The following is a 14,408-nucleotide window of genomic DNA, read 5'->3' as shown; positions in this document are numbered from 1 at the left end:
GCAGGGTATAAACATTACTTACTCTCTGGTAATGTTCTGGGCATAAACTATTGAAGTCCTATCTACCCTGCGATCCACAACCATGCAAAGCCAAGCTGCAGACAGCCTCAATCCGCCCGCCGTCAGCGCCACCTTCGCCAACGGCGTCGTCGACAGTTTGCCGATCGTCATCGGGTATGTCCCGGTGGCGTTCGCCTTCGGCCTCAGCGCCGTCAAACTGGGCTTTTCCCCGCTGGAAAGCCTTTTCTTCTCCTGCATCATCTACGCCGGCGCCAGCCAGTTCGTGATCACCGCCCTGCTGAGCGCCGGCATGTCGCTGTGGGTCTCCGCGTTGACGGTGATGGCGATGGACGTGCGCCACCTGCTGTACGGCCCGGCGCTGCGTCACCGTATCGTCTCGCGCATGTCGCCCGGTAAAACGGCAATGTGGGCTTTTGGTCTGACCGATGAGGTCTTCGCCGCCGCCACCGCCAAGCTGATGCGCAATAACCGCAGCTGGAGCGAAAACTGGATGCTGGGCATCGCGCTCTGTTCCTGGCTTTCCTGGGTAGCCGGCACCGCGCTCGGCGCGCTGTTCGGCAACGGCCCGCTGGAGCAGTTCCCGGTGATCGAGGCCTCGCTGGCCTTCATGCTGCCGGCGCTATTTCTCAGTTTCCTGCTGGCCGCTTTTCGGCGCCCGCAGAGCCTGACCATCGCTGCCTCATTGGCCGGTGCGCTGCTCGGCGTGGTGCTGTTCTCCATCCCGGTCGCCATTTTGGCCGGCATCGGCGCCGGTTGCGTCGCCGCTCTGTTCCAACCTGCCCCTGCGGAGGCCAGCCATGAACACTGATGTGCTGGTGATCGGCCTGGTGGTGGGCTGCGCCAATTACTTGTTCCGTTATCTGCCGCTGCGGCTGGCGCCGGCGCGCGCCCAGCCTGGCCTCAAACGCGGTAAAGCCGCCCTGCTACTCGACAGCATTGGCATCGCCTCGATCTGCGCCCTGCTGGTGGTCTCCAGCACGCCGGTGGTGATGCGCGAACCGGACAAGCTGCTGCCGACGTTGGCGGGGTTCGCCGCGCTGGCGCTGTGCTTCTACCGCAGCAAAAGCATCATTCTGTCGACGCTGCTCGGCGCGACGGCCTTTGGCGTCACATTAAAGCTGTTAATGCTTTTCGGTCCAGGCTGACGCCGCGCCGAACGTTTGGCTTCGCTTTGGCGTTTTCATGCGCCACATCTTTACAAACTCTGACAAATGACACGAATTGCTAAATTATCCGCACGGCTGAACATTTACATTATTAGTCACCGTCGTTACTATCTCGAACGAAATTAATGAGGCCCTAAATTATGGAAAGCTCGTTTGCCCCCATAGAACAAATGCTGAATTTCCGCGCCACCCGGCAGAAAGATTTCCCGTATCAGGAAATCCTGCTGACCCGCCTGTGCATGCACATGCAAGGCAAGTTGCTGGAAAATCGCAACAAGATGCTGAAGGCGCAGGGGATTAACGAAACACTGTTTATGGCGCTGATTACCCTGGATGCGCAGGAGAGCCACAGCATCCAACCTTCTGAGCTAAGCTCTGCCTTAGGCTCCTCGCGCACCAATGCGACCCGCATCGCCGACGAGCTGGAGAAACGCGGTTGGATCGAGCGCCGTGAAAGCGATAACGATCGCCGCTGCCTGCATCTGCATCTGACGCCGCAGGGGGAAGAATTTCTCAGTCAACTGCTGCCGCCGCAGCACCAATGTCTGCATTTCCTGTGGTCCACGCTGACCGACGATGAGCAAAAACAGCTGGAACAGCTGACGCGCAAATTGCTGGCACGTCTGGATCAAATGGAAATCACAGAACAGTTATCCTAATTCACAATTTCTGTTCAGGTACCTATTATGCGATCCCCATTTAACTGGAGATTCACCCCGCTGTTCGCCGTATTGCTGCTGGCCGGGTGTGCTTCTACCGATAATATTGCCCCGCAATCCACGCTGATGGATCCGCAGAGCCTGCAGTTGGCTCAGCCGAAAGTCAGTTCGCTGGCCGTCAGCCCGCAGTGGTGGCGCGCCCTCAAGGATCCGCAGTTGGATGCCCTGATGACGCAGACGCTGCAAAACTCGCCGACCCTGCGTCAAGCCGCCGCCCGCGTGCGCGAAGCGCAGAGCGTGGTGGGCGAAGCCAACGCCGCCAACGGGCCGAACCTGGATCTGAACGCCAGCACCCAGCGTCAACGCGTGCCGCAAAACGTCAATATGGGGTTGGGGTATCCGCATAAGCCGATCTATTCAAGCTCCAACTCCCTGGGGTTGAACCTGGCGTACGAATTCGACTGGTGGGGTAAATACCGCAACCAGGTGAACGCCGCCAAAGCGCAAGTGAACGCTGCGCGCGCCGAGCAGGAACAGGCGGCGCTGACGCTGACCAGTTCGGTGGCGTCCGCCTACTACCAGCTGCAAAGCAATCTGGCGCTCGAAAAGCTGCTGCAGCAGGAAGTGAACAACAATGAACGCCTGACCGCGCTGCGCCAACAGCGCTATCAGGCCGGGCTGACCGGCGTCGACGTGCCGCAACAAACCCAGGCGCAGTCCGACGTCGCCAAACAGCAGATCCTGCAGCTGCAGTCACAAATCGAACAGCTCAGACACCAGCTCGCCGCGCTGGCGGGCCAAGGGCCGAACGCCATGCAGCACCTGCGTCAGGTGCCGTTGCCCGCAGACAACCTGATGGCACCGCAGGGCGAGCTGACGGCGGATCTGCTGGGCAAACGCCCGGACATCGCCGCGCAACGCCAGCTGGTGGAGTCTTACAGCCAGCGCGTCAGCGCCGCGCGTAAGGAGTTTTACCCCAGCCTGACCATTTCAGCCTTCGCCGGCCTGATGACCACCAACACCAGTGGCACCAGCCCGAATCTGTTTGAAGCGGCCAGCCAGGCCTGGAACGTGATGCCGGCGATTTCGCTGCCGATCTTCCACGCCGGGGCGCTGCGCAGCAAGCTGGGCGAGGAATCCGCGCTGTATGACGAAGCGGTGGAATCCTATAACCAAACCATCCTGAATGCGGTACAGGAAACCGCCGACGCCATCACCATCCAGCAGAGTTCTGCGCAACAGCAGCTGCAGGCGGCGTCCGCGGCCCAGTCGATGCAACAGGTGTATCAGGTCGCTAACGCCCGTTACCAGGCAGGGATTATCGGGCGCGACGATCTGTTGACCAGCCAGACGCAGCTATTGCAGCAGCAACAGGCGGAGTTAAATGCCAGCAGCAACTTACTGCAGGCGAAGATAGGACTGATCCGTGCGCTGGGCGGTGGCTATCAGGCCCCGGCCGCAGCGGATTCGAAAGCATAATAATATAAGGCTTGGAGAACACCATGAGCGCGAGCGCGGAAATCCAAAACCCGCAGCAGCCGAGCGGCAAAAAGAAGCAGCGTAAATTTTGGCTGCTGTTGCTGACGGTTATTTTCATTGTTATAGGGGTGGCTTACTTAGTGTATTGGTTCCTGGTGCTGCGTCATCATCAGGAAACCGACGACGCCTACGTCTCCGGCAACCAGGTGCAGATCATGGCCCAGGTGTCCGGTAGCGTGAACAGCGTCAATTTCGACAACACCGACTACGTCAAGCAGGGCGACGTACTGCTGACGCTCGATCCGACCGATGCCGAGCAGGCGTTTGAACGCGCCAAAACCGGCCTGGCCAACAGCGTGCGTCAGACCCACCAGCTGATCATCAACAGCAAGCAGTATCAGGCCAACATCGCCCTGCGCAAGACCGATCTGAGCAAGGCCGAGAACGATCTGAAACGCCGCGTGGTGCTGGGCAGCGTTGACGCCATCGGCCGCGAAGAGCTGCAACACGCTCGCGATGCGGTCGACAGCGCCAAGGCCGCGCTGGAAGTGGCGGTGCAGCAATACAACGCCAACCAGGCGATGGTACTGAATACCCCGCTGGAACAGCAGCCGGCAATCCAACAGGCCGCCGCGCAGATGCGTGACGCCTGGCTGGCGCTGCAGCGTACCAAAGTGATCAGCCCCATTACCGGTTATGTCTCGCGCCGCAGCGTGCAGGTCGGCGCGCAGATCGCTGCCGGTTCGCCGCTGATGGCGGTGGTGCCGGCCGATCACATCTGGGTTGACGCCAACTTCAAGGAAACCCAGATCGCCAACATGCGCATCGGCCAGCCGGCAACGGTAGTCAGCGATGTCTACGGCGATGACGTGGTGTATCAAGGCAAAGTGGTCGGTATCGACATGGGCACCGGCAGCGCCTTCTCGCTGCTGCCGGCCCAGAACGCCACCGGCAACTGGATCAAGGTGGTGCAACGTCTGCCGGTGCGTATTGAGCTCGACGCCAAGCAGGTGGCCGATCATCCGCTGCGCATCGGTCTTTCGACGCTGGTGACCGTCGACACCGCCAATCTGGACGGCCGCGTGCTGTCTGACGTGGTGCGCGACAAACCGCTGTACCAGAGCGACGCGCTGGCGTTGAATCTGGCGCCGGTTAACCAGCTGATCGCTGACGTGATCCATGCGAACGCCGGCTAAGCGCGCGGGAGGCCATCTTGCCACAGAAACCGCTTGAAGGCGCCCAGCTCGCCTGGATGACGGTCGCGCTCGCCATGGCGACCTTCATGCAGGTGCTGGACTCCACCATCGCCAACGTGGCGATCCCCACCATTGCCGGTAACCTCGGGTCTTCCAACTCGCAGGGGACCTGGGTGATCACCTCGTTCGGCGTGGCGAACGCCATCTCGATCCCGATCACCGGCTGGCTGGCGAAGCGCATCGGCGAAGTGCGGCTGTTCCTCTGGTCCACCGCGCTGTTCGTCCTCGCTTCCTGGCTGTGCGGCATCTCCAACAGCCTCGGCATGCTGATCTTCTTCCGCGTGATCCAGGGCGTGGTGGCCGGGCCGCTGATCCCGCTGTCGCAGAGCCTGTTGCTGAACAACTACCCGCCCGCCAAGCGAGCGATGGCCCTGGCGCTCTGGTCGATGACCGTGATCGTCGCGCCGATCTTCGGGCCGATCCTCGGCGGTTACATCAGCGACAACTACCATTGGGGTTGGATCTTCTTCATCAACATCCCGATCGGCGCCTTCGTTATCATGGCGGCGATGGCGACGCTGAAGGGGCGAGAAACCAAAACCGAGATCAAACCGATCGACACGGTTGGACTGGTGCTGCTGATCGTCGGCATCGGTTCGCTGCAGGTGATGCTCGATCAGGGCAAGGAGCTGGACTGGTTCAACTCGACCGAGATCATCACCCTGACCGTCGTGGCGGTCGTAGCGCTGTTGTTCCTGGTGGTCTGGGAGCTGACGGATGACCATCCGGTGGTGGATCTGTCGCTGTTCAAGTCGCGCAACTTCACCATCGGCTGCCTGTGCATCAGTCTGGCGTACATGCTGTACTTCGGCGCCATCGTGCTGTTGCCGCAGCTGCTGCAAGAGGTGTACGGCTATACCGCCACCTGGGCCGGGCTGGCGTCGGCGCCGGTCGGGCTGATCCCAGTGCTGCTGTCGCCGATCATCGGCAAGTTCGGCAACCGGCTCGACATGCGCAGGCTGGTGACCTTCAGCTTCATCATGTATGCCGTGTGCTTCTACTGGCGCGCCTATACGTTTGAACCGGGCATGGACTTCGGCGCTTCCGCCTGGCCGCAGTTCGTCCAGGGCTTCGCCATCGCCTGCTTCTTCATGCCGTTGACCACCATTACGCTGTCCGGCCTGCCGCCGGAGCGTATGGCGGCGGCATCGAGCCTGTCGAACTTCACGCGAACCCTGGCGGGCTCGATCGGTACCTCGATCACCACCACCCTGTGGACGCAGCGCGAATCGCAGCACCATTCGCAGCTGACGGAGTTCGTCAACCCGTACAACCCGCAGTCGCAGGAGATGTACCGGCAACTGGAGCAGCTCGGCATGAGCAAGCAGCAGGCGTCGGCGTATATCGCCAACGAGATCACCGCGCAGGGCCTGATCATCTCCGCCAACGAGATCTTCTGGCTGTCGGCCGGGGTGTTCCTGGTACTGCTGGTGCTGGTATGGGTGGCGAAACCGCCGTTCAGCTCTGGCGGCGGTGGGGGCGGCGGCGCTCACTAAGCTTCAATAAACGAAACGGGCGCCCTGGGGCGCCCGTTTTTTTATCCGACGTAGAACAGATTACGCCTGATTCTGACGCCACCAGTCCGCCAGCAGAATGCCGGTCGCCACGGAAACGTTCAGGCTTTCCACTTTGCCGGTGCCGCCGATAGACACGTTCATGTCGCCCTGTTGCCAGGCGCCGTCGCTGAGGCCGTCACGCTCCTGGCCCAGCACCAGCACCATCTTGGCCGGCAGCCTGGCCTGCGCCAGCGCGGTGCCTTTGTGGCTGGAGGTGGTGACGATGGTGTAACCCGCCTTGCGGAAGGTATCCAGCACCGACAGGAAATCATCGGCGTTGATCGCCTTGATGTGCTCCGCGCCGCCTTCTGCGGTACGCACAGCCGCGCCGGACTCCAGCAGCGCCGGATCCTGCAGCAGCACGCCGTTGACGCCGAAGTGGGCGCACGAACGGACGATGGCGCCCAGGTTGTGCGGGTTGCCCACTTCTTCCAGCGCCAGCACGCAGTCGGTCGCCGGTGCGGTTTTCAGGTAGGTCTGCGCATCCAGGCCCTGACGCTTTTTGATCAGGAAGCAGACGCCGCCGTGGTGCTCAGTGCCGGAAGCCTTGGCCAGCTCTTCCTCATCCACCACGTGGTAGGCTTTGCGGTTAGCCGCCATCCAGCGCAGCGCTTCACGGAAGCGCGGCGTGACCGACTGCACGAACCAGGCGCGCACGATCGCTTCCGGGCGGCTGGCGAACAGCGCCTGACAGGCGTTTTCACCGTAAACGCGGGTTTCTTCCGCGCGCTGGCGGCGTAGCTGTTCCGGATCGATGAAGCTTTTGCCGCTGATGCCACCGTGATCGAACGCCGGCTCTTCATTCGGTGCCCGCGAGACGGTTCTCCACGGTGACTCGTTGCCACCGCGATCTTCAGTGCGCGCCGGACGGCGAGGACGATCGCTTTCACTGCGGCGGGAGTCGGCGCCGCGGCGATCGTTGCCGCCACGCGCCTTGTCTTGACCAGTGCGGCCCGAGCGCGCACCGTCAGCCGGACGGCCTTTGCCAGCCGGACGTTTATTCTTGTTGCGGTCATCGCCATTGTCGTCGTCATTGCGGACGTACATCACTTTGACTTTACCGTTCTTGCCACTAAATGAATCGTTCATTGTCTTCTCCACCAACGCGCAGGGCGCGAAGATTACCTGATGTTGGTGCACGAAGCCACCAACTTGCGCTAAAAGCTCCCAACTATCACATCCATTGAACAAACCTCATTGTTCACGCGCCGGGTTTTGCCGATAATTGTCAGCATTAAAGAAACATCTCCGCAACCGCGTTGCGGGGACCCGGCTTTCTCAGTACCCGAGGTCAACATGAATACAGTTTGTGCAGCTTGCAATGCCACCAACCGTGTGCCGGAAGAACGTCTGGCGGACAACGCGAAATGCGGCCGCTGCGGCCACGAGCTCTTCGACGGTGAAGTGATCAACGCCACCGCCGCCACGCTGGACCAGTTGCTGCAGGACGATCTGCCGGTCGTGGTCGATTTCTGGGCGCCGTGGTGCGGCCCGTGCCGCAGCTTTGCGCCGATCTTTGAAGACGTGGCCGAAGAGCGCGCCGGCAAAGTGCGCTTCGTGAAAGTGAACACCGAAGCCGAACCGGAGCTGAGCGCCCGTTTCCGCATCCGCAGCATCCCGACCATCATGGTGTTCCGTCAGGGCAAGATGGTCGACATGCTCAACGGCGCGATGCCAAAAGCACCGTTTGACAACTGGCTCAACGAGTTAGTGTGATTCCGCAAGTATAGGCCGTATCCCGCCATCGCGCGCGAACGCGCCCCGATCGAGCCCGCCCCTCCCGGCGGGCTTTTTTCTGCGTTACAATAGCGGTTTTTCCCCCAGGATCGTTATGACCGACAACGCCGTACTTCGCCTGCGCCAATTCCGTTTAGACCGCGCCACCCGCCCTTTTTTGGCGCGCGGTTGCCGGGTGGCGCGTTGTCAGGGTTGCCTGCTGCCGCATAAAAACTGCCTGTGTGACACCATTCGCCCGCAGCAGGCCGGCAGCCGCTTCTGCCTGATCATGTTCGGCGCCGAGCCGCTCAAGCCCAGCAACACCGGGCGCCTGATCGCCGATATCCTGCCGGACACCCAGGCGTTCCTCTGGTCGCGTACCGAGGTCGATCCCGCCCTGCTGGCAGCCATCAACGATCCGACGCGGCAGCCTTATGTGGTGTTCCCCGCGTCCTACGCCGACGCCGAACGGCCGGTGTTCAATGAGCTGCCCGTCGGCGGTAAACCGCCGCTGTTCATCATGCTGGACGGCACCTGGGCAGAAGCGCGCAAAATGTTCCGTAAAAGCCCGTATCTCAATCAATTCCCGGTGTTTTCACTCAACGTCGATGCCGCATCCGACTATCAGCTGCGCGAAGCCAGCCGCGCCGAGCAGCACTGTACGGCGGAAGTGGCCGCCGCCCTGTTGCAACAGGCGGGCGATCTGCCGGCCGCCGACGGATTGAATCAGCATTTCCGCTATTTCCGTCAACAGTATCTGGCGGGAAAACCGACCCGGCCGGAGGCACCGGTCACAGCAATGTAGCCATAAAGCGCCTAAAATCAGGCGTAACGTTGCCAAAAGGAGCCGTGCATGAGCCAGCGAGGGTTAGAAGCGCTACTACGTCCCAAATCGATCGCCGTGCTGGGCGCTTCGCAGCAGCCGGGCCGTGCCGGCAACCTGATGATGAGCAACCTGCTGGCCGGCGGTTTCGGCGGGCCCATCTTGCCGGTGACGCCGCGCTACAAGGCGGTATGCGGCGTCATGGCCTATCCCGACGTCGCCAGCCTGCCGCTGACGCCGGATCTGGCGATCATCTGCACCCACGCCAAGCGTAATCTGGCGCTGATCGACGCGCTGGGCCAACGCGGCTGCAAAACCGCCATCGTGCTCTCTTCGCCACCGGAACAGTTCGCCGAGCTGAAGGCCTGCGCGCAGCGCCACGCCATGCGGCTGTTGGGCCCCAACAGCCTGGGGCTGCTGGCGCCGTGGCAGGGCATCAACGCCAGCTTCTCGCCGGTGCCGATCCAAAAGGGCAAGCTGGCGTTTATCTCGCAGTCCGCCGCCGTGGCCAACACCATTCTCGACTGGGCGCAGCAGCGCGAAGTCGGCTTCTCCTACTTCATCGCGCTGGGCGACAGCCTGGACATCGACGTCGACGACCTGCTAGACTTTTTGGCGCGCGACAGCAAGACCAGCGCCATCCTGCTGTATCTGGAAAACATCAGCGACGCACGACGCTTTCTCTCCGCCTCGCGCAGCGCCTCACGCAACAAGCCCATTCTGGTGATCAAAAGCGGCCGCAGCCAACAGGCGCAATTACTGCTCAACAGCCAGCTGGGGCTGGACGCCGCTTATGACGCCGCCATCCAGCGCGCCGGCCTGCTGCGCGTGCAGGATACTCACGAGCTGTTCTCCGCGGTGGAAACCCTCAGCCATATGCATCCGCTGCGGGGGGAACGGTTGATGATCGTCAGCAACGGCGCGGCGCCGGCGGCGATGGCGCTGGACGAACTGCTCGGCCGCAACGGCAAGCTGGCGACGCTGAGCGAGGAAAGCCTGGCGAAGCTGAGCGATGCGCTGCCGGATTTCATTCGCGCCGGCAACCCGCTCGATCTGCGCGACGACGCCACGCCGCAGCGCTACCTGGCGGCTCTCGAAGCGCTGCTCGACAGCCACGACTATGACGCGCTGCTTCTGATCCATGCGCCGAGTGCGGCGGCGCCGGGCACCGCCACGGCGCAGCGGCTGATTGACGCGCTGCATCGCCATGCGCGCGGCAAGCGCATCACCTTGCTGACCAACTGGTGCGGCGAATACTCTTCTCAAGAGGCGCGCCGGCTGTTTACCGAGGCCGCCATTCCCACCTACCGCACGCCGGAAGGCGCGGTCACCGCCTTTATGCATATGGTGGAATACCGCCGCAACCAAAAGCAACTGAAAGAGACCCCGGCGCTGCCGGTCGGCCTGACCGCCAATACCGCCGACGCTCACCGCCTGATCCATCAGGCGCTGGCCGAAGGCGCCACCCAGTTGGATACCCACGAGGTGCAATCCATTCTGCAGGCTTATGACCTGAGCACCCTGCCGACCTGGATCGCCGAAGACAGTGCCGAAGCGGTGCACATCGCCGAGCAGATCGGCTACCCGGTAGCGCTGAAGCTGCGTTCGCCGGATATCCCGCACAAATCGGAAGTTCAGGGCGTGATGCTCTACCTGCGCACAGCGACCGAAGTGCAGCGCGCGGCGGAGGCGATCCTCGACCGAGTGAAGCGTACCTACCCCCAGGCGCGCATCCATGGCCTGTTGGTGCAGAGCATGGCCAACCGCGCCGGCGCCCAGGAGCTGCGCATCGCGGTGGAGCAGGATGCCATTTTCGGCCCGCTGATCATGCTGGGTGAAGGCGGCGTGGAGTGGCGCCAGGAAAATCAGGTGGCGGTCGCGCTGCCGCCGTTGAATATGGCGCTGGCGCGTTATCTGGTGCTGCAGGCGGTGAAAGGCGGCAAGATCCGCGGGCGCAGCGCGCTGCGGCCTTTAGATATCCCTGGACTAAGCCGCTTGCTGGTGCAGGTCTCCAACCTGATCCTCGACTGCCCGGAGATCGCCCGGCTGGATATTCACCCGGTGTTGGCCTCCGGCAGCGAATTTACTCTGCTGGACGTTTCGATGCAGCTCGCGCCGTTCAGCGGCGATCCGCAGGCGCGGCTGGCGATCCGCCCTTATCCGCATGAGCTGGAAGAGACCATCGCGTTGAAAGACGGCAGCCAGTGCCTGTTCCGCCCGATCCTGCCGGAAGACGAACCGGCGCTGAAACATTTCATCGACCGGGTGACCAAGGAAGACCTCTATTATCGCTACTTCAGCGAGATCAACGAGTTTACCCATGACGATTTGGCCAACATGACGCAGATCGACTACGATCGAGAAATGGCCTTTGTGGCGGTGCGCGCAGACGAGATCATCGGTGTGACCCGCGCGCTGTCCGATCCGGACAACACCGACGCCGAGTTCGCCGTACTGGTGCGTTCCGATCTCAAAGGCGTGGGCCTAGGCCGTCAGCTGCTGGAGAAAATGATCGCCTACGCGCGCGCGCATGGCCTGACCCGCCTGAGCGGCATCACCATGCCGAATAACCGCGGCATGATCGCGCTGGCGCAGCGACTGGGCTTTGGCATCGAGGTGCAGCTTGAGGACGGCATCGTCAATCTGACGCTGCCGCTGCAGGCCGCCGACGCGCAGTGACCTGCGTCGCAATGCGCTACGAATCCACCACTTAACGCCAAAACATACGCACAATCGGGGCAACTAATGGTATTATCGCCCGATTATTCGGTTTATTGTTTTTATGCCTGTGGCGTTCCGGCCATCAATCATGAGAGAAGAAACGCACTGTGATGTTGTCAAAATTTAAACGTAGCAAACATCAACAACACCTTGCACAACTGCCCAAACTCCCCCAGACGGTTGCTGATGTTCGTACGTTGTACGCGCCGTCCGATTTTCGCACCACGCTGCTGAGCGCCATCGCCAACGCCACCCAACGCATCTATCTGGTGGCCCTGTATCTGGAGCATGACGACGCCGGGCGCGAGATCCTCAACGCGCTGTATCAAGCCAAGCAGCGTCGGCCCGAGCTGGAAATCTGCGTACTGGTCGACTGGCACCGCGCACAGCGCGGGCGAATCGGCGCCGCCGCCGCCAATACCAACGCCGACTGGTACTGCGCCATGGCCAGCCAACATCCGGAACAGTCGGTGCCGATCTACGGCGTGCCGGTCAATACCCGCGAAGCGTTGGGCGTTCTGCACCTGAAGGGCTTTGTGGTCGACGATACCGTGATCTACAGCGGCGCCAGCATCAACGACGTTTATCTGCATCAGCATGAGAAATACCGTTACGATCGCTACCAGCTGATCACCAATGAGGTGTTGGCCGATACCCTGATCGATTACATCAAGCAGCATCTGCTCACCGCGGGCGCCGTACAACGCCTCGATCGCAGCGATCGGCCGAAAAGCCCGGAGATCAAAAACGAGACCCGTCTGTTCCGTTTCGCCCTGCGCCGCGCGGGTTACCACTTCCGCGGCAAGGCCGGCAACGATGAGCTGGCGGTGACGCCGCTGGTTGGGCTTGGCAAGCAAAGCGTGCTGAATAAAACCATTCATCACCTGATGTCGTGCGCCGACCAGAAACTGACGCTGTGTACTCCCTATTTCAACCTGCCGGCGCTGCTGGTGCGCAACATCATTTATCTGCTGCGCCAGGGCAAACAGGTGGAGATCATCGTCGGCGACAAGACCGCCAACGACTTCTATATTCCGGAGGACCAGCCGTTCAAAATCATCGGCGCGCTGCCCTACCTGTACGAGATCAACCTGCGCCGCTTTCTGAGCCGCTTGCAGCGTTATATCGACACCGGGCAGCTGATCGTGCGTCTGTGGAAGGATGGCGATAACAGCTATCACCTGAAAGGCATGTGGGTAGACGAAGAGTGGCAGCTGATTACCGGCAATAACCTCAACCCGCGCGCCTGGCGGCTGGATCTGGAAAACGCCATTCTGATCCACGATCCCAAGCAGGAAATGCGCGAGCAGCGGCAAAAAGAGCTGGAATGCATCCGCACTCACACCACCGTGGTCGGCCATTATCAGGAGCTGCAAAGCATTCAGCAGTACCCGATCAAGGTGCGTAAGCTGATTCGGCGTCTGCGCCGTATCCGCATCGATCGGCTGATTAGCCGTATCCTGTAAGCGGTATGCTGACCCCGGCCAAGGCCGGGGTTTTTATTACAGCTGTATCTCCTTGCCTTTGCGATGCAACCGGAGCGAGACCAGCAGCGCCAGCAGGCACATGCCGGAGACATACCAGAAGAAAGCGTTCTCCACGCCAAACGATTTAAGCGACAACGCGACATATTCCGCCGAACCACCGAACAGGGCATTCGCCACCGCATAAGACAAGCCTACCCCTAACGCGCGTACCTCCGGCGGGAACATCTCGGCTTTAAGCAACCCGCTGATCGCGGTGTAAAAGCTGACAACGAACAGCGCCAACACGATCAGACCGAACGCCATAAAGGGGTTGGTCACCTCTTTCAAGGCAAACAGGATCGGCACCGTCAACACCGTGGCGAAGGCTGAGAAGATCAGCATCGAGCTGCGACGGCCGATTTTGTCCGAAAACGCGCCTACCGCCGGCTGCAGCAGCATAAAGACGAACAGCGCCACGGTCATGATGGCGCTGGCCAGCTTGGCGTCCATACCAGCGGTGTTCACCAGGTATTTTTGCATGTAGGTGGTGAAGGTGTAGAAGGTCAGCGAACCGGCGGCGGTAAAGCCCAGCACCATCAGGAACGCCTTGCGGTTCTTCCACAGCCCCGTCAGCGAACCGGCATCTTTGTGGTTACGCGTCTTCGCATCGGAGGTTTCATTCAGCGAGCGGCGCAGGTACAGCGCCACCACCGCCAACACCGCCCCCAAGGCAAACGGAATACGCCATCCCCAGGCTTTCAGCTCTTCGCCGGACAATATTTGCTGCAGGATCACCAAAACCAGCAGCGCCAACAGTTGCCCGCCGATCAGCGTCACGTACTGGAACGAGGCGTAGAAGCCACGCCGCCCCTTGATTGCCACCTCGCTCATGTAGGTGGCGCTGGTGCCATACTCCCCCCCTACCGACAACCCCTGGAACAGGCGGGCAATCAGCAGCAGCGCCGGCGCCCAGCTGCCGATTGATTCATAAGTCGGCAGGCAGGCGATCACCAGCGATCCGGCGCACATCATGCAGACCGAAATCAGCATCGAGTTTTTCCGGCCATGCTTGTCAGCGATGTAGCCGAATAACCAACCGCCGATAGGTCGCATGAAGAAGCCGGCGGCGAATACCCCGGCGGTTTGCAGCAGCTGTGTCGTACTGTTGCCCGCCGGAAAAAATGAGGCAGCAAAGTAGATTGAGCAGAAGGAGTAGACGTAAAAATCAAACCACTCCACCAGATTGCCTGACGAAGCCCCGACGATAGCGAAAATGCGTTTCTTGTTATCCAGCGCTCCCTGTTCGGTGCCGTGCTCATCCCCAAGAGCCGAGGTTGTTTCTGTCATGATGTTTTCTCCGAGCCATAGCAATGATGAAATTCGGCGTCCTGCCGCCAGGTGTTACTTTATTGTTATTTATAAGTTAACAGCCAAACTTAATAGCGGACGAAGAATATCTGATATTCAGAGAAACAATGCGTTGGTTTTGTGATGAATATTAAACAGTACGATGAAAGCTGAAGCGGATTACAACGGGGATTTTCC

Annotated in this window: 12 protein-coding genes; 10 read left to right on the top strand and 2 right to left on the bottom strand. The window is 60.9% G+C overall.

What is annotated here, in order from left to right:
• Positions 1 to 82: 82 nt before the first annotated feature.
• The 6 genes from N6G83_RS32025 to emrB all read left to right on the top strand — a co-directional run bounded on the left by N6G83_RS32025 (position 83) and on the right by emrB (position 6,077).
• Entirely contained in the window at positions 83 to 829 is a 747-nt protein-coding gene (locus N6G83_RS32025; RefSeq protein ID WP_025304000.1) for an AzlC family ABC transporter permease, read from the top strand.
• Positions 819 to 1,166 carry an L-valine transporter subunit YgaH gene (gene ygaH / locus N6G83_RS32020; RefSeq protein WP_025304001.1) on the top strand — a complete coding sequence of 116 codons (348 nt, stop codon included), beginning with the start codon at positions 819 to 821 and terminating at the stop codon, positions 1,164 to 1,166. The genes N6G83_RS32025 and ygaH overlap by 11 nt, the downstream gene beginning before the upstream one ends.
• 161 nt (positions 1,167 to 1,327) lie before the next feature.
• Positions 1,328 to 1,846 carry a transcriptional repressor MprA gene (gene mprA, locus N6G83_RS32015; protein WP_025160249.1) on the top strand — a complete coding sequence of 173 codons (519 nt, stop codon included), beginning with the start codon at positions 1,328 to 1,330 and terminating at the stop codon, positions 1,844 to 1,846.
• A 27-nt stretch (positions 1,847 to 1,873) separates the two neighbouring features.
• Positions 1,874 to 3,325, top strand: coding sequence for an efflux transporter outer membrane subunit (locus tag N6G83_RS32010; protein WP_025304002.1), 1,452 nt, complete (start codon positions 1,874 to 1,876; stop codon positions 3,323 to 3,325).
• Positions 3,326 to 3,348: 23 nt separating this feature from the next.
• Positions 3,349 to 4,521: a multidrug efflux MFS transporter periplasmic adaptor subunit EmrA gene (emrA, locus tag N6G83_RS32005; RefSeq protein ID WP_043143796.1), complete on the top strand. Its 1,173-nt coding sequence runs from the start codon at positions 3,349 to 3,351 to the stop codon at positions 4,519 to 4,521.
• Positions 4,522 to 4,538: 17 nt separating this feature from the next.
• A complete protein-coding gene (gene emrB / locus N6G83_RS32000; protein ID WP_043143795.1) occupies positions 4,539 to 6,077 on the top strand; it encodes a multidrug efflux MFS transporter permease subunit EmrB in 1,539 nt (512 codons plus the stop codon).
• Between the two features lie 60 nt (positions 6,078 to 6,137).
• Here emrB and N6G83_RS31995 read toward each other — a convergent pair whose 3' ends face one another.
• Positions 6,138 to 7,226, bottom strand: coding sequence for a tRNA/rRNA methyltransferase (locus tag N6G83_RS31995; RefSeq protein ID WP_049296144.1), 1,089 nt, complete (start codon positions 7,224 to 7,226; stop codon positions 6,138 to 6,140).
• A gap of 207 nt (positions 7,227 to 7,433) precedes the next feature.
• Between N6G83_RS31995 and trxC the strand changes: the two genes are divergently transcribed.
• The 4 genes from trxC to pssA all read left to right on the top strand — a co-directional run bounded on the left by trxC (position 7,434) and on the right by pssA (position 12,863).
• Positions 7,434 to 7,853 carry a thioredoxin TrxC gene (gene trxC, locus N6G83_RS31990; RefSeq protein WP_004928868.1) on the top strand — a complete coding sequence of 140 codons (420 nt, stop codon included), beginning with the start codon at positions 7,434 to 7,436 and terminating at the stop codon, positions 7,851 to 7,853.
• A 115-nt stretch (positions 7,854 to 7,968) separates the two neighbouring features.
• Complete coding sequence (locus N6G83_RS31985; RefSeq protein ID WP_038629863.1) at positions 7,969 to 8,658, top strand: tRNA-uridine aminocarboxypropyltransferase; 690 nt, start codon at positions 7,969 to 7,971, stop codon at positions 8,656 to 8,658.
• A 48-nt stretch (positions 8,659 to 8,706) separates the two neighbouring features.
• The gene (locus tag N6G83_RS31980) at positions 8,707 to 11,355 is read left to right on the top strand and encodes a bifunctional acetate--CoA ligase family protein/GNAT family N-acetyltransferase (RefSeq protein ID WP_149570356.1); all 2,649 of its coding nucleotides are present in this window, start codon (positions 8,707 to 8,709) and stop codon (positions 11,353 to 11,355) included.
• A gap of 152 nt (positions 11,356 to 11,507) precedes the next feature.
• Positions 11,508 to 12,863, top strand: coding sequence for a CDP-diacylglycerol--serine O-phosphatidyltransferase (gene pssA, locus N6G83_RS31975; protein ID WP_025304007.1), 1,356 nt, complete (start codon positions 11,508 to 11,510; stop codon positions 12,861 to 12,863).
• 36 nt (positions 12,864 to 12,899) lie between these two features.
• Here the strand turns inward: pssA and N6G83_RS31970 are convergent, their stop codons facing one another.
• Positions 12,900 to 14,210 carry an MFS family transporter gene (locus N6G83_RS31970; RefSeq protein WP_025304008.1) on the bottom strand — a complete coding sequence of 437 codons (1,311 nt, stop codon included), beginning with the start codon at positions 14,208 to 14,210 and terminating at the stop codon, positions 12,900 to 12,902.
• Positions 14,211 to 14,408 lie beyond the last annotated feature (198 nt).

The organism is Serratia sp. PL7, from assembly GCF_945957435.1.
This window is presented reverse-complemented; position numbering and strand designations above follow the sequence as displayed.